The organism is Pseudomonas sp. QTF5, from assembly GCF_000512695.2.
Taxonomy (GTDB): domain Bacteria; phylum Pseudomonadota; class Gammaproteobacteria; order Pseudomonadales; family Pseudomonadaceae; genus Aquipseudomonas.
Map to the genome: position 1 here is coordinate 113,778 of NZ_AZRW02000008.1, position 25,506 is coordinate 139,283.

Consider the following 25,506-nt stretch of genomic DNA (forward strand, 5'->3'; position numbering starts at 1 on the left):
TAACTTTACCGATCCCGTCCCTTTCACCAGGAGTACCACTATGAGCACCTATGACGTCGTGATTCTGGGCGCCGGCCCCGGCGGTTACAACGCAGCGATCCGCGCCGGCCAGCTGGGTCTGAAAGCGGCGTGCGTGGAAGGCCGCGCCACTCTGGGCGGGACCTGCCTGAATGTCGGCTGCATGCCGTCCAAGGCGCTGCTGCATGCCTCCGAACTCTACGACGCGGCCATGGGGGCGGAATTCGCCAACTTGGGGATTGAGGTCAAACCTGTCCTCAACCTCGCTCAAATGATGAAACAGAAGGATGAAAGCGTTACCGGGCTGACCAAAGGCATCGAGTTTCTGTTTCGCAAAAACAAAGTCGACTGGATCAAGGGCTGGGGCCACATCGACGGGCCGGGCAAAGTCACGGTGACCGACAGCCAGGGCGTCAAGACCGAGCTGAGCACCAAGGACATCGTTATCGCCACCGGTTCCGAACCCACTCCCCTGCCCGGCGTAGACATCGACAACAAACGCATCCTCGACTCCACGGGCGCCCTGTCGCTGGGCGAAGTACCAAAGCACTTGGTGGTGATCGGTGCCGGGGTGATCGGCCTGGAGTTGGGCTCGGTATGGCGGCGTCTGGGCGCTCAGGTGACGGTGGTCGAATTTCTCGACCGAATCTGCCCCGGTGTGGATGGCGAAGCGGGCAAGACCCTTCAGCGCTCATTGAGCAAGCAAGGCATCAGCTTCAAGTTGAGCTCGAAAGTCACCAGCGCCACGACGTCGGCGAGCGGTGTTCAGCTCAGCGTCGAACCGGCCGCGGGTGGCACCGCCGAGTTACTTGAAGCCGATTACGTGTTGGTGGCCATTGGGCGGCGCCCTTATACCCAAGGCCTGGGACTGGAAAACGTCGGTCTCGCCACGGACAAACGCGGGATGCTCGCCAATAAGGGCCACCGCACCGAGGCCGCTGGCGTCTGGGTTATCGGTGATGTGACGTCGGGGCCCATGCTCGCCCACAAGGCCGAAGACGAAGCCATGACCTGCATCGAGCAGATCGTCGGCAAGGCCGGTGAGGTCAATTACGACTTGGTCCCCAGCGTGATCTACACCAAACCGGAGCTGGCCAGCGTTGGCAGGACCGAAGAACAGCTGAAGGCCGAAGGTCGCGCCTATAAGGTCGGCAAATTTCCCTTCACCGCCAACAGCCGGGCGAAAATTAACCATGAAACCGAAGGCTTCGCCAAAGTATTGGCCGATGAGCGCACCGACGAAGTCCTCGGCGTGCACCTTGTGGGCCCTAGCGTCAGTGAAATGATTGGCGAATATTGCGTAGCCATGGAGTTCAGCGCCTCGGCCGAAGACATCGCCCTGACCTGTCATCCACACCCGACCCGCTCCGAAGCCTTGCGCCAGGCGGCAATGGATGTGGAGGGGATGGCGACGCAGATGTAGGGGCGATGATTTGGTGGTGGTTGAACTGACCCATTCGCGAGCAAGTCGGATCGCCGCACCGCCGCTCCCACACTCGATCATTGCCGAACACAAAATCTGTGCTCACTGAAGATCTACTGTGGGAGCGGCGGTGCGGCGATCCGACTTGCTCGCGAATGGGTCGACTCGGTCTAAAGCGGCAAATGCTCCAACGGCAGTGCCCCCGGCGTCTTCACCGTGTGAATCGCAAAGTTGCTGCGAATGTCGCTCACACCCGGCAATTTCAGCAGTCGCCCGGTAAGAAATCGATCATAGGCGCGCAAATCCGGCACCACCACTTGCAGCAGAAAATCCGACTCTCCTGACACCAGGAACGCCGAAATCACCTCAGGCAATGCCGTCACGGCCAGGCGAAAAGCTTCGGCCTGTTCATCGTTGTGTCGTTCGACTTTGACCCCGACAAACACCGTCAGCCCAAGCCCCACTTCATCTCGATCCAGATTGGCCTGATAGCCGCGAATCACCCCCGCCTCTTCCAGCATCCGTACTCGACGCAAACAGGGCGAGGCGGACAGGCCAATCTCGTCGGCCAATTGCACGTTGCTCAGGCGACCGTCCCGTTGCAGCGCCGCGAGAATCTTGCGGTCGAAGGCGTCCAGTTTCATGGTTTGGCAGATCCCAATGGTTCGATCGTCACAAAATGGCAGGTTATGCCAAATATGGAAGCTTTAGAAGCTGACTACGCAACCACCTGCCCTGCTCTTCAGCCATAGACTGATCCCACCAAATCGACAACGAATGGGGTGCAACATGGCAGGACTCTGGTTGTTTTTCATGGCGCTGGCGGTGGTGTACCTGTTGCCCGGCCCGGACATGATTCTGCTGTTGCAGACCGGCGCGCGTCAGGGCAAAGCCGCGGCGCTGGCCACTGCGTTGGGTTTGGGCATAGCGCGTGGTTGTCATGTGGCCTTGGCCGCGTTGGGTTTGGCGGCGCTGTTCAAGACGGCGCCCTGGACTTTCGACGTGGTGCGCCTGGTCGGGGCCGCGTACCTGCTGTGGATCGGCATTCAGTGCCTGCGCACCACGATGCTGCCGAGCTTGAACGGTACAGACGCAACGACTGAAAAACCGCATTGGCGCGAGGCGATCCAGCGCGGTTTGTTGACCAACCTGCTCAACCCCAAGGCGCTGCTGTTCTGCTCGGTGCTGCTGCCGCAGTTCATTGATCCGCACGCCGGGCCTGTGCTCGCGCAATTCGCAACGCTGGGCATGATGCTGGTGGGTGTAGGGTTGTTGTTCGACAGCGCCTACGCGCTGGTCGGCGCCGCACTGGGCCGCTGGCTGCAACGCAGTCCATCGGCCCAGCGGGTGCAGCAGTGGTTGTTCGGCAGCCTGCTGATCGGCTTCGCGGTGCGGCTGACTTTTGTACAACAGGCTTGAGGGTTATCGCGCTCTACGACGGCGGCGACTGATCAGTAACAGCGCCGCTGCCGTGATCGCCACAATAGCGCCTACCTGCACCGGTTTCTTGTAGGGCCGCAGCATCGAACGCGTAGCATCGGTGGCCTGGGTGACATAACGTTTGCTGGCGTTTTCAAAGTCGGGATAAGGGCATTGGTGACCGAAGTTCTCCGCCCAATCCACGTACGGCCCTTCTTTTACATACCGTTGATAGAAGGCACTTTCTTCTTCAAGGCTGGTGTTCCACCCCGCCGCCGCACACAACACCGCCGCAAAAGCATGGCTGGTATGAGGCAGATTATCGGCTGCACGACTGGCCAAAGCCGTTGCGACATAACGATAGTGATAGCGCTCATCGGGTTGAGCGGCGCTGGCTTGCTGACGCAGGACTTCATCTTCAGCCACTAACGGGCCGACCTTTAGCTCACGGCTCTCAAGGCTGTAATTACCACCAAATGTGGCGTAATCCGGCGCCATTTCGTAGCCGAGAAGCTCCATCCCCCATTGGCGTGCCGTCGACGCGGCATTGAACAACGCCGCGGCACGTTTGGTCGGCCACCATGCCGCGTCCGCCTCCTGACGCAACTGCCCATACGCCTTGGCCTTGTTCTGCAGATCGACGTTGTCGAAGTAAGCCGGTGCTTCATCGTAGCGTTCTTCACGCAGCAGGCGCCGCCCGAGCAAATTGCGCAGGTTCGCGGCTACCGACAACGGCACATAATTGTCGCGATCCTGCTGGCTGAGCGGCGGCGGTGCGGGCACCTGAGTGTCGACGTACTGCTTGAGTTCATCGAGGGTCAGCACCCGCTCGGCAACGGTGGCCGCGTCGTACCAGTAAATGTTTTGACTGCGATAGAGCTGATCAAAGGCTTGCAGATAATCGCCGCGTTGCAGGGCCAGGATCGCGCTTTCGCCATCGACCCGGCACTTGGGCTGCACCGTTTCGTAATCCCAGTCTGGGGTCCGTCGTTCACCCCAAGACTCGTTCTGCGGGAAGGCCTGGGCCGCCTTGGCATAGGCCGCCGCAGCAGCGCTTTTGTCGCCATCACGCAACGCCAGTTTCGCCCGCAGCCACCACGCGAGGCCGCCGTCACCGGCCTGTTCAAGGAAGGCTTTGGCACTGGCGTAATCGCCCTGCTGATAATTCATCGCCGCTAGGCGATCCGCGTTATCCAGGCTGCCACGGGTGCTGTTTTGCAGCAGCTTGATCAGTTTTTGTTCGCTTGGCGGCTGATCACCGAATGACCAGCCCAGTCGACTGATCAACGACGCCGTCACCAGGTTGCTGCACCGCTTTGCCCTTGAGCAACACGGCCAGTTGATCGTCGGGCATTGTCATCAGATCGGCCATCAACAACTTCAACGAGCTGTAGCCCACCGCCGAACCGTGGAGGTTCTGCGTCGCGTAGAGTTCGATGGCGCTATCCCAATCACCCGCAGTGCGGGCTACTCGCGCTTCTTCGCCGAGGCTGGCGACACCCAGCTCCAACGGGTCGCTGAAGCCGTCGATGCTCAATTGACGAGTCTGCTCGAAGGCTTTTCGAGATTGAGCCAACAGGTCGGGACCCGCGCCCGCCTCAGAACTCATGGCAAACAGTGCCCGGCCCAATGAGTAAGCCGCCCAGGTACTGCGCAACGCACGTTGATCCGCCGGCAGCGCCAGCACTTTCTGAAAATACTCGGTGGCCAAGCCATGGTCACCCGCGTTGAACGCCGCAGCGCCCGCCAGATAGAACATGTGCTCGGTGGGCAGACTCGCGCCTTGCTCTTCAACCTGACGGGCATCGGTCAGGCTGCGCAGCTGTTGCACCAGCGCTTGCTGCTCAGGCGTCAGACCGGCCTGTTCGGCGCTGTTCCGCTGACCCGCGTAATCCGGCGCATCGCCGTAACCGTCCCCCGGAATGTTGGTGGCTGCGGTGACATTTTTCAGTCCCGCGATGGCACGCCCGAGGCGACTGATCTCAAAGTTGAAGTTGCCTTCCGGCAGTTCCGCCAGCGACTGGCCACGGTTGTCCAGCAGGCGCATGGGGAAGTCCGGCCCGCAGGCCAGCGCCGAACCCAACGGCAGGCTGAGGCTCAGGCAAAGCACATGGCGGGGCCAGTTACGGTTGAACATTCGAACCTCCTTGATCAATATTTGCGCAGCGTGCCCAACCGATGGCGCGCTGCCCGCCGGCCGGTATTCGACCCTCGCGCAGGCGGGTGAAGGTAAGCAGATCCGGGCGCTGTTGCAACGCATAACCGGCCAATGCATCGGCGCCATCGCAGCCCTGCACCGCCAGCGTCAGGCGTTCGGGCCAGGCAGTGTCGAGATTGCCTTGATTGCTGACGATGATGTCGTAGAGGCCGTCTTGCGCCGAGAGCTTCAACCCCATACGACTGTCGAGCGTATCGCCACGCGCCACAGCGATTAGCGTCGTCAGGCTCCAGGCCCTGCGATCATTGGCCAGCGGCAGGCGAAACCAGATCAGCCCGGCCAGATGAGCCGGAGGATCGGCGCGCAACTCGGCGCCGAGTTTGCTCAGTTGCAGCGGATCCGCCAGCAACTCCCGGCGATCGCCACCCTGGTCGATAGACACTTCGCTCTCCACGACCGGCGCGCCACCGGCCCCCGGCAACAACGCCACGCCATAAGCCGGCAGCGCCAGATAAAATGGTTTCGAGGTAATGCGGCTCCAGGCCTTGGCCCACTGCCGTGCCTGATGCGGGTCGAACAGCCCACGCCGTGGATCGCTCACCGCGTGCACCTGCAACACGCTGCTGTCGACCGTCGCCAGCAACGCCGGCAATTCAGGGCTGTCGAGCCAGGCCGGCAACGCGGTGATGCTCAGTGGCAAGGAGGCCGGCAGAACGGCGCGCAAATGCGAGAGGAATTCGCCGTAGGCCGGTAGCCGGGCGTTGCCCGCATCGTGGTCGATTTCCACGCCGGAGACGATCAGCCCCTGCCCTTGCCAATCGCTGAGCACCTGCTGGATGTGCGCCGTGACCTCGTCCTGATCCAGCCCCTTGAGCTGGCCATCCAGACGAATCACTGCAATCAACGGCCGGCCATCACGCTTGAGCAACGCCGGATCGATCCGCGCCCTGCTCCAGCCGGCCTGCGGGAATGCCTGCAAGGCCAGCACGCGCAAGGTCGAGAAATCGGCGCGGCTGTCGCGCAGCGCGGCGTCATGGGCCGACGTCCATTGCCGTTGCCATACATAGAGTTGCTGATCGAGCGGCGGCGCGTCCGGTCGCTCGCAACCGTTAAGCAACACCGCTGCCAGCAAAACGATCAAGCGTGTGAAAAACACCATGAAAAACCTTATCCCTGAAATACAAAAAGGGCCTCTGAAGGCCAATGCCTGTCAGTTAAGGTGCGGAACCTGTGGGAGCGGGCTTGCTCGCGAAGACGGCGGCACAGTCAACATCGATGTCGCCTGACATACCGCTTTCGCGAGCAAGCCCGCTCCCACATGGGTTGCGCTTAACTGACTGGCATTAGCCTCTGAAGGCCCTTTGTCACTCTGCTCGTTACCCTACTCAGCCATTGGCTTGCGGGCAATGATCACCTGACTTTTCGCAACAACTGCATCTAGTGCCTGTTTGATCTGCGCGCCCCGTGGCGAGGACAGAACGGCCTGCCAGGTGTCGGCCCAATGGTTGAGCAACGGATGGTCAGCGTTGCTGAAATCGACCTTGGCTTCCCAGAACAACAGCATCCACATCGACCAATAGAACCCGTACTGGCTGTGGCTGATGACTTCCAGGCCGGCGTCACTGACCATCGCCTTGAACTGCTCCTCGCTGATGATGCGAATGTGGTTGGGCTTCTGGAAATACTCTGGCGCGGCGATGTCTTTTTGCAGGTCTTCGGAACTCGGGTGCGGAACGCTGAGCAAATACAGCGCCCCTGGCTTGCCGACCCGCACCAGCTCGGCGAGGAACTGCGCTGGATCGTCGACGTGTTCAATGACTTCGGTGGACACCACCCGGGTCGCGGTCGCGTCGGCAATCGGCAGCGGATTACAGTCCGTGACGTGACACTCGACGCCCCGCGCCGGCGTGTCGCTCAGGCGCTGACGAGTCGCTTCGACCTTGGCGGCGTCGATGTCGGCGATGATGATCTTCGCCCCGCGCATGCCGCAGAAATGCACGTTGCCGCCGTCACCACAGCCCACATCCAGCAGCGTGTCCTCGGGGCTGACCGGGAAACCGGTGAACAGCTCGCCGGTTTGCTGGTTGAACCAGCCGCTGAGCATCGCGTCGTGCAGGCCGAGCATGTACGGGTCGACCTTGTCCGGGGCCGAGGGTACTGGCGTCGCGGCAGCGGGCGTACCCGTCGTGAGTTTCTTCAAAAGGCTCAGCATGAGGTGGCTCCAGAGGATGGAAGGGCTGATCGGGACATACGCAAGCGTTGCACCAGATGGGCACCCCGGTTGCGCATGGGCAGCTCGATGAATCGATAGTTGAGTTCGCTCAGCAGCACGATCAGGGTTATGGCGCAAAACAGCGCCAGTGCCGGCTGCATCGCCACGTCTTGCGAACCGGCAGGCGCGAAACGAAACCAGCCTTCGCGCACAGCAAAAAACGTCGGAATGTGTATCAGGTAAATCCCGTAGGAACGAGCGCCCAACCAGACCAGTATTTGCTTGAACTTGCCCTTGGGCAGCAGGTAATCGCGATTGTAGGAAGCGATGCAGACCAGCGCCGCACACAACATCGCAATCGCCCCGATTCGATAGTTCGCCACATTGAACGGTGCGCTCGCCAGGACGCTCAATGCAGCCCCCAGGCCGATCAGTATCAACGGGCCTGACCAACGACGGCGCAACCACCGTGGCTCCCAGGTCAGATAGCTCGGCCTTGAGCTCCACATCGCCAGCAACACGCCCAACGCCAGGGCATCGGTCCTGATGCTCATCAACAAGGCTGAGCGCCAGGTGAACAATTGCACGGCAACCAAGGCCAGCAACACCCACACCAGACGCTTGCGGCAGACGAGGATCAGTAACGGCAGTAACAGGTAGAACTGCTCTTCAAGGGACAGGCTCCAGTAGACGAAACTGGCGCCGTATTCGAAGCGCATGAAGCTTTCGGCAAAGCGGAAATTGGCAAACTGCAGAAAGCCCGCCAGCGTCGCCTGCAGATTGGCCTGCACCGTGCCAAAGGCGCCCGAATGATTGAAAAACAGTACGCCCGACAACATCAGCAGCAACCATAACCACGCGGATGGCAACAGACGAAAGGCCCGGCGAATCCAGAAATCGCGGGTTTCCTGCCAGAAGGCCTGCGGTGTCTGGCAACCACGCAGCAGCGGAATCAAGCCTCGAGCGATGACAAAACCGGAGATGACGAAAAACAGGTCCACGCCCCACCAGAATTGCCCGTGGTCCACACCCGACTCAAAGTCTGGAAGCCCCCCCGGAAACGGCATGGTTTGCAGGTGATGCACCAGTACGCCGAGCACGGCGACCCCGCGCAACAACTCGATGTCGAGAATCCGTCGACTATTCATGGCAGCGTCCCGGCCTTTGAGCCGGGCGTCATCGGTTTGCGTGCAATGATCACCTGGCTCTTGGGCATGAACTGATCGAGCATCTGCTTGATCGCCAGCCCATTGGGTTGCGCCAGCAGGTCTTGCCAGGTTTTCGCCCAGCTCTCCATCAGCGGCGGATACGGCGCCTGAATCCGGTCACGCACCGCGCCGCCCAGGTCGCGCCCGGCCGCGCGCTCGCTGGCCCAGAAGAAGATCATGCCCATCACCCAGAAAAACCCGCTGGCCTGCCGATGCTCGATCACCAGACCGGCGTCCTCCACCAGCGCGGCGAAGCGTTCCGGGGTAAAAATCTGTACGTGATTGGGCGATTGGAAATAACTGTCCGGGGCGATTCCCTGTTGCAAATGCTCGCCTACCGGCGCCGGCACGCTCAGCAGATACTGCGCACCCGGACGGCCCATGCGCACCAACTCGGCCATGAACGGCTCGGGCTGATCGATGTGTTCGAGCACTTCCATGCACACGACTTTGCTCGCGCAGCCATCGGCCAGCGGCAACGGCAGGCTATTGCTGACCAGCCCCAGGCTTGGCTTGTCCGTCTGCGCTTCCACTTGCCGGATCAGATCACGGACTTTGTCGTGTTCACTGTCAGTGAAAATCACTGAGGCGCCCTGACGCACCGCAAACAACGTCGCAACGCCCTCACCGCAACCGACATCCAGCAAAGTGTCGTCCGCGGTGATCGCAAAGCCCTTGAGCAATTCTCCGCTGTCGTTCAAAAACCAGCCATCGAGGATGGCGTCATGCAAGCCGACATCGCGCGGTGACACGCTGCCTTGCGCAACCGGTGCAGGCACAGGTTTGGGCTGCGCCACTGGACGCAGCCGCCTCATCAATGCGCGGATCATGCCTTGGGGGTTTCCACGGCAGATGTAGCGCGGGTTTCGAACAGTCGGGCAAGAAACTCTTTCAGACGCTGTTCAGCGGTCGTCTGGCTGCAGAAGGTTTGCAGGCTGGCCACCGCATGGGTGGACATCCTTGCATAGCGTTCCGGATCGTCTTTGGCCACGTCATAGCTGGCCCGATAGGCCGTGCATAACGAGGCCCAGTTGGTGATGTAACGCAGGGTGCGAAACGCCTTGCGCGGGTCGTGGGGCCAGGCCGTCAGCTCATCCGTGGAGTCGATGAGGAAAGCATTGTCCGCGTCCAGATAATCGATCATCGCCGTGGTGCGCGGCGCCACTGCCGGCTTGCCGCATGACATGAACTCCATCAGCGGCAGGCACTGGCCTTCGCCATAGGACGTATTCACCACGTAACTCGTGGCCTGCACCAGCCGCTCGTAATCCGCATCCGCGAGGTAGCCGTAAATCAGCACGATGCGGCAGCGGTAGGACTGGTTTTTGTACAAGTGATGAAGGATATCGGTCAGCGCTTCTTCAGCATCGTGGTGCGTCAGTTTGAGCACCAGCGTGGCGTCTTCCACCTCGCGGAAGGTCACGCAAAAGGCACTCAGCATGTCTTCCCAATTCTTGCGCCCGTCGCCGGGGTTGAACACCGAGGTGTAGATCACACCGTCGAGCACCAGCTCTTGTTCACGGGCGGGCGCCTGAAAGTCGATGCCCTTGCCGGCACGCAAATGCGCAGGACCAAAGGCCCGCAGATCAAGTTGACGACTGTCGGCCAGCAAGCCTTTGATCTTCAATCGCACCTGGCGGGCCAATGGCTGACGCTGCAATTGCGCACCGCGTTCGGCAAAACGATCCCACACCGGTGCCGGCACCGCGACAATCGGATAGTCGGCGCCCATGGCTTCGCGAACGGCATTAACGGTGTAATTGGAATGGGTAATCGCCGCACCGCTCGCGCGCAATACCGTGCGCCAGTCATTACGCGGTTCACCGGCGAACGGCTCATTGGGAATGGTGCTGAATTCCCATGCAAACACCGCCAGGGTCGGACAGGCAAAATGCACCGGCGTGCGATGCGGCGGCGAGAACGACAGGAACACGCAGTCTTCGCCACGGGACAGACAGTCGAGGTACAGGGCGTCGACTTCGGTCTGCGGATCGCTGACCTCCACTACCCGCCCCAGTCGCTCCAGCACCGGCCGATACTCTTTGAGCACGAAGTAGTAGCTGTATTCCGAACGGCCCAGGTTCTGGGCAATGGTGCGCTGGTTGGTTTCCGAATGAATGATGATCAGCATGAGGCGTTATCCGTGACGGTCGCTGCCGACACACCGTGTGGCGCCAGCCCGAAAAAGTCCGCCAAGCGTTGTTGCACCGCAGCGAATGCGCAGTAATCGTGCATGCGCTCGACCGCGGCGTGAGACATCTGCTGATACTCCAGCGGCTGTTCCTTGGCGATCCGGTAGCTGTTTTCGTAGGCCGTTTTCAACGACCCCCAGTCCGGTCGATGACGCAGGGTCCGATAGATGATGCGGGTGTCCTGAGGCCAGATGGTCAGCTCTTCGCTGGACTTGACCACAAACGCCACACGCTCATCGATGTAATCCTCCATGGCCGTGTGGTCCGGGGCGATTACCGGTTTGCCGCTGGCCATGAACTCCATCAGCGGCAGACACAAGCCTTCGCAGCGCGAGGCGTTGACGTAATAACTCGCCGCCTCATAGAGCCGGGCATATTGCGGATCGTCCAGGTAACCGTGCATCACCACCACCCGACAGGCGAACGGCGACAACTGCGCCAGCAAGGTCATCAGCTCGGTGTAGTAAGACGACAGATCGCTCTGGGTAATCTTCAGCACCAGCGTGGCGTCCACGGTTTCCCGGAACGCCCAGCAGAATGCAGTGATCAGTTGATGCCAGTTTTTGCGACCGTCCCGGGGATTGAACACGGTGACGTAGACCACGCCGTCGACCTGGATCTGGACGTGCTCCGTAGTGTCTGGCAGGTCCAGGGGGGCTGGTACCTGGGCCGGCACTGCCTGCGGGCCGGCAATGGCCGGGAGGTATTTTTCGAGCCTGGAGTGAGCCGGGTCGGACAACAGATCACGAATCCCCTCCCAATACCACTGGCGCAGAAAATGAGTGCGATGGACCGGCACCGGTTGCGCCTTGCCCAGGTCCAGCGCCCACTGGCGCAAATAATGCCGGGCGATGACGAAGCGGCGCTTGAGGGTCAGCGGCGGTGGGCGCAAGGCCTCGAGTTCGGCCTGCTGTTCTGGAGTCAGCGGCGATGGAATCAACGAGTCGGCGGACAGCCCGAGCGTGCGGGTATCGAGGATGCAACCCTTGATATCGAGGGTCGACCCAGCATTGACCGGCACACTGGTATGGCGACTACGAATGGCCGCGAAGTTTTCCCACAACGGGGTCGGCAATACCAACACCGGAAAGTCTTCGCCCATGGCCCGACGGATGGCGCGGGCGGTATGACTGGAGAGCGTGATCACCCGGCCCTGGCGCGCCAGCATGCGCGTCCAGTCCTGCCGGGGATCGTTGTCCCACTGCTCATCGGGAATCGAATCGAACTCCCAGGCCACCACGCAGATCGTCGGGCAATCAAGGTCGTTCGGGGTTTTCTGCGGTGGGGTGAAGGACAGGAACAGGCTCTCTTCGCCGGCGGCAAGCAGCTGTCGGTAAAGGGGATCGACCTCGGCGGTGGAACACACCACATGCACCCGCCCAAGGCTTTCGAGCACCGGACGATAAGCCTTGAGCACAAAGTAATAACTGTATTCGGGACGACCGAGGCTCTGGCTGATGGAACTGTCGTTGACGTCCGAGTAAAGAATAAAATTCATGGCATCCCACGATGAGGCCGCCATCCCGGCAACCCCACTCTATGACGGCGAAGCCACCGATCGAGACGGCGTGTCCCCGTCTTCGTCTATAGTCTTCGTGCCCGTCTACATTCTTGTTTTAGTGGTCAGTTTCGCGCAGTTGCAGAACAACCCTGCCGAACCCTGGACGATCGTGACGAGGGGCATTCTAAACACATCCATCAAGGGTTCGTGAACCGCTCGGCGAGAATAAATGGGCCTGCGAAAACGAGAACTGATCGGTCACGGTGGGACCTGTTGAAATTGCTGCGCAATTGGCACAGATTGGCTACCAAACAACTACAACAACGACTTCGCCTGTCTTTCGACCCCGTAATCCACCCGGTCTGTAAGACATCTCCATCAAGCCTGTGGGGAATGGATGAGGTTTTATGATCAAGGGAGTCGCTGCTTGAAAAAGCGTCTGTTCGTGACGGGTCTGAGTGGATTCGTAGGACAACACATCCAATCCCGACTGAAGGCTGATGCCTCGGAATGGGAATTGCTGCCCGTTCCCTCCCCGTACGATCTCGAACAGCCAAAAAGCCTTGAAGGCCTGTGGCCCGAGATGCCCGATGCGGTCATTCATCTGGCCGGCCAGACCTTCGTCCCCGAAGCCTTCCGTGATCCGGCGCGCACGCTGAATATCAACCTGCTGGGCACTCTCAACCTGCTTCAAGCCCTCAAAGCCCGCGGCTTTAACGGCACCTTCCTGTACGTCAGCTCCGGTGACGTCTATGGCCAGGTCAATGAAACCGATCTACCCATTACCGAACTCCAGCCACCCTGCCCCCGCAATCCTTATGCCGTGAGCAAACTGTCGGCGGAGTTCCTGAGCCTGCAATGGGGCCTGAGCGAGGGCTGGCCAGTATTGGTCGCGCGCCCGTTCAACCACATCGGCACCGGGCAGAAGGACAGCTTCGTCATCGCCAGCGCGGCGCGGCAGATCAGCCGAATCAAGCGAGGCCTGCAAACCCCGCAACTGGAAGTCGGTGACATCGATGTCACCCGCGACTTTCTCGATGTCGGCGACGTGGTATCGGCCTACCTGGCGTTGCTGGAGAAAGGCACGCCGGGGCAGGTCTACAACATTTGCTCGGGGCGCGAGCAGAGCATTCGCAGTTTGATCGAACAGCTGGGGGACCTCGCCCAGGTCGATATGCAACTGATTCAGGATCCGGCGCGTCTTCGCCGCGCGGATCAGCGTCGCGTTTGTGGCAGCCATGCCAAGCTTGCCCAGACCACAGGATGGACGCCCGAAATCACAACACAACAATCCCTGCGGGCGATCCTGTCCGACTGGGAGAAGCGAGTACGACAAGAATGACAAAAAGTGCATTGATCACAGGGATCACCGGTCAGGACGGCGCCTATCTGGCCAAGTTGCTGCTCGACAAGGGTTATAAAGTCCATGGCCTGGTGGCGCGGCGCAGCAGCGATTCGCGTTGGCGGCTGCGCGAGACGGGGATCGAGGGCGATATCGTTTATCTGGATGGCGATATGGCCGATGCCTGCTCGGTGCAGCGCGCGGTAATCAAATCGGCACCGGATGAGGTTTACAACCTAGCGGCGCAAAGCTTTGTCGCCGCCTCCTGGGATCAACCGGTGACCACCGGCATCGTCGACGGCCTGGGCGTGACTCACCTGCTGGAAGCGATCCGCCAGTTCAGTCCGCACACGCGTTTCTATCAAGCGTCCACCAGCGAAATGTTCGGCTTGATTCAGGCCGAGCAGCAGGACGAAAACACGCCGTTTTATCCGCGCAGCCCTTACGGCGTGGCCAAGCTCTACGGCCACTGGATCACCGTGAACTACCGCGAAAGCTTCAACCTGCACGCCAGCAGCGGGATCCTGTTCAACCACGAATCACCGCTGCGCGGCATCGAGTTCGTGACCCGTAAGGTCACCGACGCCGCCGCTCGTATCAAACAGGGCAAACAGCAGGAGCTGCGTCTGGGCAACATCGACGCGAAACGCGATTGGGGATTTGCCGGCGACTACGTCGAAGCCATGTGGCTGATGCTGCAACAAGACAAGCCTGACGATTACGTGGTCGCCACCGGCGTGACCACTACTGTGCGCGAAATGTGCCGCATCGCCTTTGATCACATCGGCCTCAACTACCGCGACTACGTGAAAATCGACCCGGCATTTTTCCGACCCGCCGAGGTGGAGGTACTGCTTGGCAACCCGGCCAAGGCCCAACGCGTGCTGGGCTGGAAGCCAAAAACCGATCTGGACACCTTGATCCGCATGATGATGGATGCGGACATGAAACGCGTTGCCAAGGAGTAGGCCATGCTGATTCCCGTGATTCTCTCCGGTGGTGCCGGTACCCGTTTGTGGCCGGTGTCCCGCGAAGGCCATCCCAAGCCGTTCATGACCCTGCCCGACGGTCAGTCGCTGCTGGGTAAAACCTATCGGCGTGCGGCCGGTTTGCTCGATGGCTGGGGGGACATCGTCACGGTGACCAATCGCGACTATTACTTCCAGAGCAAGGATCACTATCAGGATGCGCGCCTGGAGCGCCATCGCGGGCATTTTCTGCTCGAGCCGACGGGTCGCAATACAGCCCCGGCCATCGCGGCGGCAGCCCTTTCGCTACAAGCCCTGCACGGCGACGAAGCAATCATGGTGGTGATGCCCGCCGATCATCTGATCCTCAACGAAGACGCGTTGAAGAGCGCGGTCGAGCACGCCGTGGCGTTGGCCAAGGCCGGCCATCTGGTGACCTTCGGCGTCGTGCCGACAGCCCCGGAAACCGGCTTCGGCTACATCGAAACCGGTGCCCCGCTGGACGACAAAGGCGCCGCCAAGGTGCAGCGCTTCGTCGAGAAACCCGACCTGCAAACCGCCACGCATTATCTGGAGAGCGGCAACTTCCTGTGGAATTCGGGGATGTTCTGCTTCTCGATCGCTACGCTGCTGGCCGAGTTGCACCTTCACGCGCCCGCACTGCTTGAACAGGCCCGGGCCTGCATGGCGGCCAGCGCGCCGGTGGAAACCGGTGGTTGCCTGCAACAGGAGCTGTCACCCACTCACTTCGCCGAAATCACCGACATCTCCATCGACTACGCGCTGATGGAGCGCTCCGACAAAGTGGTCGTGGTACCGGCCAGTTTCGACTGGAGCGACATCGGTTCCTGGGGCGCCGTGGCCGCACTGGTGCCGGCCGATGCGCAGAACAATCGCGCCAGCGGCGACGCGATCTTCATCGACAGCCACAACAACTTCATCCAGAGCGAAGACCGGTTGGTCGCGGCAGTGGGTGTGGATAACCTGATCATCATCGACACCGCCGACGCGGTGCTGGTGGCCCACGCCGACCGCGCCCAGGATGTGCGCCGGGTAGCCCGGCAGCTCAAGGACGATAAACACGAAGCCTATCGCCTGCATCGCACGGTCAGCCGCCCCTGGGGCACCTACACCGTGCTCGAGGAAGGTCCGCGCTTCAAGATCAAACGCATCGTGGTCAAACCCGGCGCCAAGTTGTCATTGCAAATGCACCATCACCGCAATGAACACTGGGTGGTGGTCGAAGGCATGGCCAAGGTCACCAACAACGGTTCCGGTTCGCACCTGGTGGCCAAGAACGAGTCGACGTTCATTGCCGCCGGGCACAGGCACCGCCTGGAAAACCCCGGCGTGATCGACCTGGTGATCATCGAAGTGCAAAGCGGTGAATACCTGGGAGAGGACGATATCGTTCGCTTCGAAGACCAATACGGCAGGACGGTTTGAATGCTGCTTTCCCTGTATCGCTCGCTGTGGAGCTATCGAGGTTTCGTCCTCGGTAGCGTCAAGCGAGAGTTTCAAGCGCGTTATCGCAATTCGCTGTTCGGTGCCCTGTGGACCGTGCTCAACCCGCTGTCGATGATCGTCGTCTACACGGTGATTTTTTCCCACATCATGCGCGCTCGCTTGCCGGGTGTGGATGACGGCATGGCCTACAGCATCTACCTCTGCGCCGGGTTGCTGACCTGGGGCCTGTTCTCGGAAATCACCCTGCGCAGCCAGAACATGTTTCTGGAAAACGCCAACCTGCTGAAGAAAATCAGCTTCCCGAGAATCTGTCTGCCAGTGATCGTGCTGTTTAACGCCGGCATCAACTTCGCGATCATCATCGGGCTGTTCCTGGGCTTTCTGCTGATCACCGGGCGCCTGCCGGGCATGGCACTGCTAGCATTACTGCCGCTGGTGGCGCTGCAAGTGATGTTCTGCGCCGGGCTGGGGATGATCCTCGGCGTGCTGAACGTATTCTTTCGCGATGTCGGGCAATTTTTCGGCATCTGCCTGCAATTCTGGTTCTGGCTGACACCGATCGTGTACCCCCTGAGCATTCTGCCCGAGTGGGTGCAACGGCTGTTGCAACTCAACCCCATGACCAACCTGATCGGCAGCTACCAGAACCTGTTCCTTTACGGCCAATGGCCGGTCTGGAGTTCGCTGCTGCCGATCTTCGTGATCGGTGTGTTGTTCTGCCTGATCGGGCTGCGGCTGTTTCGTCAGCGGGTCGGCGAAATGGTGGATGAACTCTGATGGGACACATACGCGTGACCGGCCTGGGCAAGGCCTACAAGCAATACCCCACGCGCTGGAGCCGATTGGCCGAGTGGCTGATCCCGTTTTCGCCGATCCGCCATCGCCAGCATTGGGTGCTGCAAGACGTGGCATTCGAGATTGCTCCCGGTGAAGCGGTGGGCATCGTCGGGGTCAACGGTGCCGGCAAAAGTACCTTGCTGAAGATGATCACCGGCACCACCCAACCCACCTGCGGGCAGATCCGGCTTGAAGGACGCGTCGCCGCCCTGCTGGAACTGGGCATGGGTTTTCACCCGGATTTCACCGGCCGACAAAATGCGATCATGGCCGGGCAATTGCTGGGCATGCAGGTCGAAGAAATCGAAACCCTGATGCCGCACATCGAACACTTCGCGGAAATCGGCGAAGCCATCGACCACCCGGTGCGCACCTATTCCAGCGGCATGCAGATGCGCCTGGCGTTCAGCGTGGCCACCGCGAGGCGCCCGGATATCCTGATCGTCGACGAAGCGTTGTCGGTGGGCGACGCCTATTTTCAGCACAAAAGCTTCGATCGCATCCGCAGCTTCCGCAAGGCCGGCACCACGTTGCTGATCGTGTCCCACGACCGCTCGGCGATTCAGTCGATTTGCGACTCGGCGATCCTTCTGGAAAACGGTCGCATGGCCATGCATGGCAAGCCCGAAGCCGTCATGGACTACTACAACGCCCTGCTCGCCGAGCGAGAAGGCCAGACGGTGCGTCAGGAAATGCTCGTGGGCGGTCAGGTGCAAACCGTTTCCGGTACCGGTGAAGCCGGGATCCTCAGCGTGCGCCTGCTGGATGAACGTGAACGCGCCATTGATGCCGCCGAAGTTGGCCAGCCGGTAGTGCTTGAGGTGCAAGTCGAAGTGCGCCAGGACATCGAACGCCTGGTGCTGGGTTTCATGATCAAGGATCGCCTGGGCCAGGCCATGTACGGCATCAACACCCATCGTCAGGACCTCGCCCTCACCGACCTGCAGGCTGGCGAGCGGGTAACCTACCGCTTTGCTTTCGTCATGGGCCTGGGTAAGGGCAACTATTCCGTGGCCCTGAGCCTGTCGCGGCTGGACTCGCACCTGGACCGCAATTTCGAGTGGCGTGACTACGGCCTGGTGTTCCACGTGATCAACAACCGACACGAAGACTTCGTCGGTTGCTCGTGGCTGGGGGCGAAAACCACCATCACTCGAACAGCCGAATCGATTGTCTCGGAGAACACGCCATGACGCGTCTTCTGGTGGAATGCACCCACGTGTTCCAGCACCCCAAGGTCAATTCGGGCATTCAACGGGTGGTGCGCAACGTCATCAATCAGTTGCCTGAAAGCGTCGATGGCGTCGAGTGCATCCCGGTGGTGATGCTCAAGGGCAAGCTCTACCGCGTGCTGCAGCTAGGCCCTTTAAACATACCGTTTTTTGATGGATTGATGACCTTCGGTGGCCAGTTTGAGCGTTTGGCCCATCGTTTCTGGCAACTGCACCAGCGCCTCGACGAACGCTGTACATCGCGATGGACTCGGCGTGCGCTGTATGTGGCCTACCGCCTGACGGCGCTGGCGGGTTTCAGCGTTCCGCTGCGCCTGATCGACCGGATCAACCAATATCAACTGCCCAAACGCTGCTCGCCGTTGCCGCATCAACCGGGCGATCAATTAGTGTTGCTGGATTCGTCCTGGCACGCCGATTTCTTCCCGTTGGCCGAACAACTCAAACGCGAAGGCGTGGGCATCGTCTCGGTGATCTACGACCTGATTCCCCTGACCCACCCGCAGTTCTACGACACGCGACTGGTGCAGATTTTCAACGAGTGGTTCGACTGGATCGCCAAAACCGCCGACGGCTATGTGGCGATTTCCGCCACGGTGCGCGATCAGGTGCGCGATGAATTGCATCGTCGAGTCGGTCCTGCCAAAGCCGACACCTTGTGGTTCGACTATTTCCACTTGGGCTCCGAGCTGGACCTGCGCGAAGAAACCGCCGCTGTCGAAACGCGCCTGACACGGCTGTTCGATACTCCGGAACCGGTGTTCCTGATGGTCAGCACCATCGAGCCGCGCAAGAACCATGACTACTTGCTGGACGCCTTCGAACTCGCCTGGGCCGCCGGCTCGAAAGCCCGGCTGTGCATCGCCGGGCGCATTGGCTGGAAGTGCGATGCCCTGCTCGCCCGGGTGCGCAATCACCCGCAGCTGAATACGCGACTGTTCATGTTTAACGACCTGAGCGACACCAGCCTCGAACACGCCTATTCCCACGCCAGTGCGCTGGTGTTTCCGTCCTACGTCGAAGGCTTCGGCCTGCCATTGGTGGAAGCCATGCAGCGCGGTTTGCCGGCCATGGGCAGTGACATCCCGGTCTTCCGTGAAATAGGCGGCGAGTTCATGGCGTACTTCGACCTGGCCGAACCAAAAAGCCTGGCCGATCTGGTCGCTCGATTCGAGAGCAGTCAACAATTCCCGGCCGCCCGCAATGTGGCGGACTGGCGCTGGATCGGCTGGCGTGAAGCCAGTGCGCAACTGGCCGAACGAACCCTGCGCAACCTTGGGGAAACAACCGTGGTGCAAGAGAGGCAACATGCGAATTGCCCTTAACGCCCGAATCCTCCAGGCTCCGCGCACCGGCATCGGCCATTACGTCGCCGAACTGGTGAACGCCCTGGCCGGTGAGCCGGACGTGGAGTTGTCGCTGTTCCATGGCTGGGGCTGGAGTTCTTCGCTACCCGATGCGGCCATGCCGGGGTACTCGCGGCTGACGCCATTGTTGCGGCAGATACCGGGGGCGTATCAGGCTCGACGTTGGCTGGCGCAGAAACGCTTTGATCAAGGCCGCGCCCAGGCGATCGACCTTTATCACGAACCCAGTCTGTGGCCGTTGTCGTTCGACGGCCCGACGGTCATCACCCTGCATGACCTGACGCACCTGCACTATCCCGAAACGCAACCACCGGCACGCCTGCGAGAAATCGAGCGGCGGCTGGCCGATGGCGTGCAACAGGCGCGGCTGATTCTCACCGACTCGCAGTACATCGCCGACGAGGCTCAGGTCCATTTCGCACTGCCGGCCGAGCGCTTTGTGGTCGCCCCGCTGGGCGTGGCGGCACGTTTCCACCCCCGCGAACCCGAAGCCATCAATGCGGTACTCAAGGCTCACGGTGTCGAGATGCGGGATTATTTTCTCTGCGTCGGTACCCTGGAACCACGCAAGAACTTGACCCTGGCCCTGCGCGCCCACGCCCAACTACCGGAAGCGTTGCGTCAGCGCTTTCCGCTGCTGATCGTCGGCATGGCCGGTTGGCAGCGCGAGCAATTCAGCGATGAGCTGCACCAGGCATTGGCCAATGGTCATGTGTGTTTGCTCGGTTATCTGCCCGACGAGCAGGTCGCACAGTTGTTGGCGGGCGCTCGGGCGCTGATTTTTCCGTCGCTCTACGAAGGCTTCGGCCTACCGGTGCTGGAGGCCATGGCCAGTGGCACGCCGGTGATCCTGACCCGACGTTCGGCCATGCCCGAAGTCGCAGGCGTTGCGGGCAACTATATTGAACCTGACGATCCAGATGGCTTGCGCGATGCCATGCGCCGTCTGATCGACGATCAAACACATTGGCAGGCATGCCGAAAAGCCGGATTGCAGCAGGCAAGGCTTTTTTCCTGGGAGCGTTGCGCGAAGATCACCGCCCGCGCCTACCGCCAGGCTATGGGAGGTTGAATGCGAGTTCTTCATTTTTTCAAGACGTACCTGCCTGACTCGGTCGGCGGGATCGAACAAGTGATCTTCCAGTTATGTGAAAGCGGCGCCCAGCATGGCATTGAAGGCCAGGTGCTGACCCTCAGTGCCGATCCGACACCGCCGGTGGTGCAGCTCGGGCAGCACGAAGTCCATCGGGCCAAACTCGACATTCAGTTCGCTTCCACAGGCTTTTCTTACAGCGTCTTCAAGCAATTTCGCGAAATGGCGGCTGAGGCGGACGTGGTCAATTACCACTTCCCGTGGCCGTTCATGGACCTGGTGCATTTCTTCAGCGGCCTGAACAAACCCAGCGTCGTCACCTACCACTCGGACATCATTCGCCAGAAGCACCTGCTCAAACTTTACCGGCCATTGATGAACCGTTTCCTTGCCAGCGCCGACCGGATCGTCGCCGCCTCCCCCAACTATCTGCACACCAGTGATGTATTGCAGCAGTTTCAGGACAAGACCCGAGTCATTCCCTATGGCCTTAACAAGGCAGGTTATCCACAACCCGACAACGAACGCATGGACCATTGGCGGCAAACGCTTGGGGATAAGTTTTTCCTGTTTGTGGGCGTGATGCGCTATTACAAAGGCCTGCACATCCTGCTCGACGCCTTGAAAGACGTGGATTACCCAGTGGTGATCGTTGGCGCCGGGCCGCTGGAAGCCGAACTGCACGCCCAGGCCGCGGCGCTGGGTTTACGCAATATTCACTTTCTCGGGCGTCTGGGGGACGAAGACAAAGTCGCGCTGCTGCAACTGAGTTACGCCATCGTATTTCCGTCGCACCTGCGCTCCGAAGCGTTCGGCATCTCGCTGCTCGAAGGCGCGATGTACGGCAAACCAATGATCTCCAGCGAAATCGGTACCGGCACCAGCTACATCAACATCCACAACGAAACCGGACTGGTGGTGCCGCCGAGTCATCCACAGGCGTTCCGTGAAGCCATGCGCACGCTGTGGGAAAACCCGATGCTTGCGGCCGAAATGGGCGTGAAGGCTGAGGCGCGTTATCAACAGTTGTTCACGGCTGACGAAATGGGTCGCAAGTGGACGGAGTTGTACGAAGAATTACTGGAAGAAAAATCCCTGTCCTACGCCTGACTCCGTAGGAGCGAACTGTGGCGAGGGGGCTTGTCCCCGTTGGGAAACCGAAGACGTTTCCCCCTACGAATCCCTCAATTCAAAAAAACTCCACGAAGCCGCTGACCGCGCGCTCGATCACTACCTCAACCCCTCTGCGACCAAGCAGAAGGGTGGCGAACCGTACGCGGGTTGGTCGACCAGGGAATGGAACCCGGCAGGGCCTAAGCCCTCCCACGCGCAGCTCGACATGAAGCAAGCACAAAAGTGCGCCATTCTAAACCTGGGCGACCAAACCCGATCACTGAATTTGCAGCGACCCCCAAAGCCTATCCCCCCGACTTCTGACACGACAACCGCTAGAACTTGTCGGAATCGTCCTTCAGAACAGCCAAATCTGTAGGATATTCGCAAATGTTTTCAGGCCAGCCGAGATCAAATGTGGGAGCGGGCTTGCTCGCGAAGGCTGTTTAACATTCAACATGGAAGTTGTCTGACACACCGCTTTCGCGAGCAAGCCCGCTCCCACAGGGGATTTTCTGTGTTGTCTGGTTCAGTTACAGATCCAACACCAACGGCTGCGAACCCTGCGCCGGCACCGCACAACAAATCAGCATCTGTCCGTTATCCGGTCCTGCCGCCAGCGCCTGTGGATAAATCAACTGACCGCTGATCAACCGGGTCCCGGGCTTGCAAGCGCGCATTCGCCTGGGCCCAAGTACCGGTCAGCAAACTTTTGGGTGACACGCCGTCAAAGCGCCAGCGTAAGGCCAGTGCCGCGGGCCGTCGCACCACGCGCTCCACCTCGAATGTCCACAGCCGCTCGGCCCCTTGAAAGGCTTCGACCTGCGGGCCTTCGAGGATGACTTGGGTGCGACCGCTGAGGTGCAACAGGTCGCCCGAATCGAAATCGATGAACAGCAAACCGGCACGAGGATTGATCAGCAAGTTGCCCAGGGTATTGAAGAACAGGTTGCCGGCGAAGTCCGGGATGGTCAGGCGATTGCCCTCTACCTGGACGAAACCGGCCTGGCCACCCCGGTGAGAAACGTCCACCGAGCGTTGGCCATCGACGTCCACATAACTGGCGACAAAGAAGGTATCGGCGCCGGCGATCATGGCTTTGGCCGCGTCATCCAGCCCGTTAAGGTCCTGCGCGACACGGGTCGACGGATCCGCCAAGGGTACCGAGCGAAACTGGCGCAATTGAATGTATTTTGGGCAATTGCCGAAAGACTGCTCCACCTTCACCTCGAAGCCGCTCGCCGTCACAGCGCCAACTCGGCCATTGAGACGGTTGCGACGTCGGGTGTGCAGTTCGATACCAAGCAGACCGATCGCCGCTCCCTCTTGCAATTGCGCAGGGTCGTCGTGGCCAGGCAGGCTGCCGAACTGCAGCAGCGTAGGCTCTGGAGAATGGGCAAAGCCCGGCGCTCCTTCAAGAATGCCGGCCCAAGGGTTGCCGTCAGCATCCACCGCGCCGTACAGCATGAACGGCAGTTGCTGATAGAACGTGCGGTGCTGATCCGGCATCTCGCTGCGAATCACCCTACGACCTAATGCGTCCATTCGCTCGGCGACACCCACGTGAGCCTGCAACTGTTTCTCGCCTGCGTGCCAAGGTGAACGTTCCATAACGGCTTCTCCCCTGCGCTCCTCGCGCAATAAGAACAGCCCGACTGAATCGGGCCGTGAGCATCAGGCAGTTTTTTGCAAACCGGCGACGGTGCGCGGCATACCGACAAATCCTGGCAAGGCTTCAATCCGCGCCAGCCAGGCGCGGATGTTGGCGTAGTCATCCAGCGACACATTGCCTTCCGGGGCATGGGCGATGTAGCTGTACGCGGCGATGTCGGCGATGGTCGGCTCGCTACCGGCCAGATAGGGCGTTGCGCCCAGTTCCTGATCGATCACTTTGAGCCAGGTGTGGGCATAAGCGATCACCTCTTGCGCGTTGTAAGGCGCACCAAACACCGTGATTAGCCTTGCCCTGCCCGGGCCAAAGGCAATCGGCCCGGCGGCGACCGACAACCAGCGCTGAACCTTGGCCGCACCCACCGGATCAGTTGGCAGCCAGCGACCGTTGCCGTATTTCAGCGCAAGGTAAACCAGGATCGCGTTGGAATCGGCCAGCACCACGCCTTGATCATCAATCACCGGAACCTGACCAAACGGGTTGAGCGCCAGAAAATCCGCTTGCTTGTGCGCGCCTTTGGCCAAATCGACGAAGATCAGCTCGGTTGGTAGTTGCAACAGCGACAGCATCAGCTCCACACGGTGAGCATGGCCAGAACGTGGGAAGTTGTAGAGTTTGATGGCTTGCATGGTCGACTCCGCTGGGTGGTGGCGCCGTTTCAGGAAAGATCAGCGCCGATAGGGGGCTATCTTCCATCCGCAACCAAAACAACAGAATAACCAGCAAATGCAATCCATTATTTCAGCCAGCGCAATAACCCTTCAGCCGTGCAGGGCGGGGTGTTCGCGCAGTACCTTCACCGCGAAGTCCACAAAACTTCGGACCCGCACCGGGGCCTTGCGCCCACCCTGGTAGACCACATGAATGGGCAATGGCGGCAGTTCGAAGTCAGCCAGAACGATTTCCAGCTCACCGGCGGCGACCTGGCTCGCCACTTGATACGACAGCACTCGGGTCAGTCCCAGTCCCATGGCGGCGGCAGTAATAGCCGCCTGATTGGCGGTGACCACAAGGCGCGGTTCCAGACGAACGCTGATCGGCTCTCCCCCGTCAAGGAACGGCCAGCTTCTGTGCTGCCCAATGGACGAGGTGGCGATGATCGGGGCTGCGCTCAAATCTGCAGGATGCCGGGGCCGACCATGGTCAGTCAGGAATCCAGGGGAAGCGCAGATCACCCGCCGCACTTCGCCCACGCGAATTGCATGCTGATTGCTGTCAGGCAAATCCCCGATGCGCACAGCCACATCGATGCCCTCCTCGACCATGCTCACCACCCGGTCGACCAGTAGAGCATTGATGCTGACTTCAGGGAATTGAGACAAGTAACCGACCATGACCGGCGTAACGAACAAATCACCGAACAATACCGGCGCCGTGATCGTCAGTTGCCCCCGGGGTTGGACGTGGCTCCCGGCCGCCGAATCCTCCGCTTCCTGCACCTCGGTGAGAATTCTCCGACAGTCCTCAAGATAACGCTGACCCGCCTCGCTCAAATGCACGCTGCGGGTGGTACGTGTCAGCAACTGGGTGCCAATGCGCCTTTCAAGCGCCGCCACCGCCCGGGTGACACTGGCCGCCGACATCCCCAAACGCCGTGCCGCCGCCGAAAAGCCTTGCTCCTGGGCGACGGTGGCGAAGACCTGCATTTCCTGGAAGCGGTCCATCGGGCATTCCCTCATTAAAAATCAAAAGATCGAAGCCGCGGCAGCTTCTCGTAGTCTATTGCGAAAAATAAGTAGTTTAGCTTCTTCATACCGAAGCTCCTTTAAAGTAGAAAAACCAGAAAAATGAAATCTGTTAATAAACCACATTAATAATTCTAAACGATATTATTTACCATTATTAATCATGAACCTATACAACAAACCTATTTTTCGGCTGACAAAAAACATAATTAAAACTTCCTACAACTTACCCGTCCTCTGTACGAATATTCTCTAATTCGTGTAGGCGCCGCCCGAAAAACAATTACAGTTAAAACCAGACCAGGTCGCGGATATAAATTATTAGCTTGACATCCCCGACTTCATCTGCAAAAAATCTAGGTGTTGCGCAACAGACCTTCTCAAACGCAATACTAAGGATGGAGTAACAGCTAATGGATTCTACAATTAATGATGTAACCTTCGAGCTTCAACTGGACACAGAAACTGCGGAGAAGTTCTCCGTCATTCTGAACGATGAAAGCCTCATGCATGCTGGTTTTGTGGCACATCAGTCGAACAACAATGTATTGACGCTGGCTCTGGCTGAAGACGTAAAAATCGCAGCCTGAAAAAACGGG

The 25,506-nt window shown here is 60.0% G+C and carries 21 protein-coding genes and 3 pseudogenes; 13 read left to right on the top strand and 11 right to left on the bottom strand.

Annotation, left to right across the window (positions count from 1 at the left end; all coding sequences use genetic code 11):
* The first annotated feature begins 40 nt into the window (after positions 1 to 40).
* The gene (gene lpdA / locus IC37_RS09050) at positions 41 to 1,441 is read left to right on the top strand and encodes a dihydrolipoyl dehydrogenase (protein WP_030132521.1); all 1,401 of its coding nucleotides are present in this window, start codon (positions 41 to 43) and stop codon (positions 1,439 to 1,441) included.
* 170 nt (positions 1,442 to 1,611) lie between these two features.
* Here the strand turns inward: lpdA and IC37_RS09055 are convergent, their stop codons facing one another.
* Positions 1,612 to 2,085 carry an Lrp/AsnC family transcriptional regulator gene (locus tag IC37_RS09055; protein ID WP_030132522.1) on the bottom strand — a complete coding sequence of 158 codons (474 nt, stop codon included), beginning with the start codon at positions 2,083 to 2,085 and terminating at the stop codon, positions 1,612 to 1,614.
* Between the two features lie 145 nt (positions 2,086 to 2,230).
* Between IC37_RS09055 and IC37_RS09060 the strand changes: the two genes are divergently transcribed.
* The gene (locus tag IC37_RS09060; RefSeq protein WP_030132523.1) at positions 2,231 to 2,860 is read left to right on the top strand and encodes a LysE family translocator; all 630 of its coding nucleotides are present in this window, start codon (positions 2,231 to 2,233) and stop codon (positions 2,858 to 2,860) included.
* Positions 2,861 to 2,863: 3 nt separating this feature from the next.
* On the opposite strand, the pseudogene IC37_RS09065 reads toward IC37_RS09060, so the two are convergent.
* The 7 genes and pseudogenes from IC37_RS09065 to IC37_RS09095 form a co-directional block, all read right to left on the bottom strand.
* Positions 2,864 to 4,997: pseudogene (locus tag IC37_RS09065) on the bottom strand (hypothetical protein).
* Positions 4,984 to 6,177, bottom strand: a complete 1,194-nt coding sequence (locus IC37_RS09070) for a DUF3142 domain-containing protein (protein WP_030132524.1) — start codon at positions 6,175 to 6,177, stop codon at positions 4,984 to 4,986. The pseudogene IC37_RS09065 and the gene IC37_RS09070 overlap by 14 nt, the downstream one beginning before the upstream one ends.
* Before the next feature lie 222 nt (positions 6,178 to 6,399).
* Positions 6,400 to 7,230 (bottom strand): class I SAM-dependent methyltransferase, encoded by an 831-nt coding sequence (locus IC37_RS09075; protein ID WP_030132525.1) that lies wholly within the window; start codon positions 7,228 to 7,230, stop codon positions 6,400 to 6,402.
* Entirely contained in the window at positions 7,224 to 8,378 is a 1,155-nt protein-coding gene (locus tag IC37_RS09080) for an acyltransferase (protein WP_030132526.1), read from the bottom strand. Before IC37_RS09080 ends, IC37_RS09075 begins: the two co-directional genes overlap by 7 nt.
* Positions 8,375 to 9,268, bottom strand: coding sequence for a bifunctional 2-polyprenyl-6-hydroxyphenol methylase/3-demethylubiquinol 3-O-methyltransferase UbiG (locus IC37_RS09085; RefSeq protein WP_030132527.1), 894 nt, complete (start codon positions 9,266 to 9,268; stop codon positions 8,375 to 8,377). The genes IC37_RS09080 and IC37_RS09085 overlap by 4 nt, the downstream gene beginning before the upstream one ends.
* Positions 9,265 to 10,569: a glycosyltransferase gene (locus IC37_RS09090; RefSeq protein WP_030132528.1), complete on the bottom strand. Its 1,305-nt coding sequence runs from the start codon at positions 10,567 to 10,569 to the stop codon at positions 9,265 to 9,267. Before IC37_RS09090 ends, IC37_RS09085 begins: the two co-directional genes overlap by 4 nt.
* A complete protein-coding gene (locus tag IC37_RS09095; RefSeq protein WP_033865086.1) occupies positions 10,563 to 12,128 on the bottom strand; it encodes a glycosyltransferase in 1,566 nt (521 codons plus the stop codon). Before IC37_RS09095 ends, IC37_RS09090 begins: the two co-directional genes overlap by 7 nt.
* On the opposite strand from IC37_RS09095, the gene IC37_RS30070 reads away from it, so the two are divergent.
* The 10 genes and pseudogenes from IC37_RS30070 to IC37_RS30915 all read left to right on the top strand — a co-directional run.
* The gene (locus tag IC37_RS30070; protein WP_033865088.1) at positions 12,127 to 12,342 is read left to right on the top strand and encodes a hypothetical protein; all 216 of its coding nucleotides are present in this window, start codon (positions 12,127 to 12,129) and stop codon (positions 12,340 to 12,342) included. The two genes, IC37_RS09095 and IC37_RS30070, sit on opposite strands and share 2 nt — an antisense overlap.
* 216 nt (positions 12,343 to 12,558) lie before the next feature.
* The gene (locus IC37_RS09100) at positions 12,559 to 13,473 is read left to right on the top strand and encodes a GDP-mannose 4,6-dehydratase (protein ID WP_030132530.1); all 915 of its coding nucleotides are present in this window, start codon (positions 12,559 to 12,561) and stop codon (positions 13,471 to 13,473) included.
* Positions 13,470 to 14,441, top strand: coding sequence for a GDP-mannose 4,6-dehydratase (gmd, locus tag IC37_RS09105; protein ID WP_030132531.1), 972 nt, complete (start codon positions 13,470 to 13,472; stop codon positions 14,439 to 14,441). Before IC37_RS09100 ends, gmd begins: the two co-directional genes overlap by 4 nt.
* Positions 14,442 to 14,444: 3 nt before the next feature.
* Entirely contained in the window at positions 14,445 to 15,887 is a 1,443-nt protein-coding gene (locus tag IC37_RS09110) for a mannose-1-phosphate guanylyltransferase/mannose-6-phosphate isomerase (RefSeq protein ID WP_030132532.1), read from the top strand.
* On the top strand, positions 15,888 to 16,685 hold the full coding sequence (locus tag IC37_RS09115; protein ID WP_030132533.1) for an ABC transporter permease: 798 nt from the start codon (positions 15,888 to 15,890) through the stop codon (positions 16,683 to 16,685).
* Positions 16,685 to 17,938, top strand: coding sequence for an ABC transporter ATP-binding protein (locus tag IC37_RS09120; protein ID WP_030132534.1), 1,254 nt, complete (start codon positions 16,685 to 16,687; stop codon positions 17,936 to 17,938). Before IC37_RS09115 ends, IC37_RS09120 begins: the two co-directional genes overlap by 1 nt.
* Positions 17,935 to 19,302 carry a glycosyltransferase family 1 protein gene (locus tag IC37_RS09125; protein ID WP_030132535.1) on the top strand — a complete coding sequence of 456 codons (1,368 nt, stop codon included), beginning with the start codon at positions 17,935 to 17,937 and terminating at the stop codon, positions 19,300 to 19,302. The genes IC37_RS09120 and IC37_RS09125 overlap by 4 nt, the downstream gene beginning before the upstream one ends.
* The gene (locus tag IC37_RS09130; protein WP_030132536.1) at positions 19,286 to 20,416 is read left to right on the top strand and encodes a glycosyltransferase family 1 protein; all 1,131 of its coding nucleotides are present in this window, start codon (positions 19,286 to 19,288) and stop codon (positions 20,414 to 20,416) included. The genes IC37_RS09125 and IC37_RS09130 overlap by 17 nt, the downstream gene beginning before the upstream one ends.
* Positions 20,417 to 21,547 carry a glycosyltransferase family 4 protein gene (locus tag IC37_RS09135; protein WP_030132537.1) on the top strand — a complete coding sequence of 377 codons (1,131 nt, stop codon included), beginning with the start codon at positions 20,417 to 20,419 and terminating at the stop codon, positions 21,545 to 21,547.
* Positions 21,474 to 21,692 (top strand): annotated as a pseudogene (locus tag IC37_RS30915) (hypothetical protein); the annotation flags it as partial. The gene IC37_RS09135 and the pseudogene IC37_RS30915, both read left to right, overlap by 74 nt.
* Positions 21,693 to 22,210: 518 nt before the next feature.
* Here the strand turns inward: IC37_RS30915 and IC37_RS09145 are convergent.
* From IC37_RS09145 to IC37_RS09155, 3 genes and pseudogenes are all read right to left on the bottom strand, one after another.
* Positions 22,211 to 23,161, bottom strand: a pseudogene (locus tag IC37_RS09145) (pyridoxamine 5'-phosphate oxidase family protein); the annotation flags it as partial.
* Positions 23,162 to 23,224: 63 nt separating this feature from the next.
* Positions 23,225 to 23,851 (bottom strand): glutathione S-transferase family protein, encoded by a 627-nt coding sequence (locus IC37_RS09150; RefSeq protein ID WP_030132539.1) that lies wholly within the window; start codon positions 23,849 to 23,851, stop codon positions 23,225 to 23,227.
* Positions 23,852 to 23,983: 132 nt separating this feature from the next.
* Positions 23,984 to 24,886, bottom strand: a complete 903-nt coding sequence (locus tag IC37_RS09155; protein WP_030132540.1) for a LysR family transcriptional regulator — start codon at positions 24,884 to 24,886, stop codon at positions 23,984 to 23,986.
* A 434-nt stretch (positions 24,887 to 25,320) separates the two neighbouring features.
* On the opposite strand from IC37_RS09155, the gene IC37_RS29950 reads away from it, so the two are divergent.
* On the top strand, positions 25,321 to 25,497 hold the full coding sequence (locus IC37_RS29950) for a hypothetical protein (RefSeq protein WP_158225654.1): 177 nt from the start codon (positions 25,321 to 25,323) through the stop codon (positions 25,495 to 25,497).
* Positions 25,498 to 25,506 lie beyond the last annotated feature (9 nt).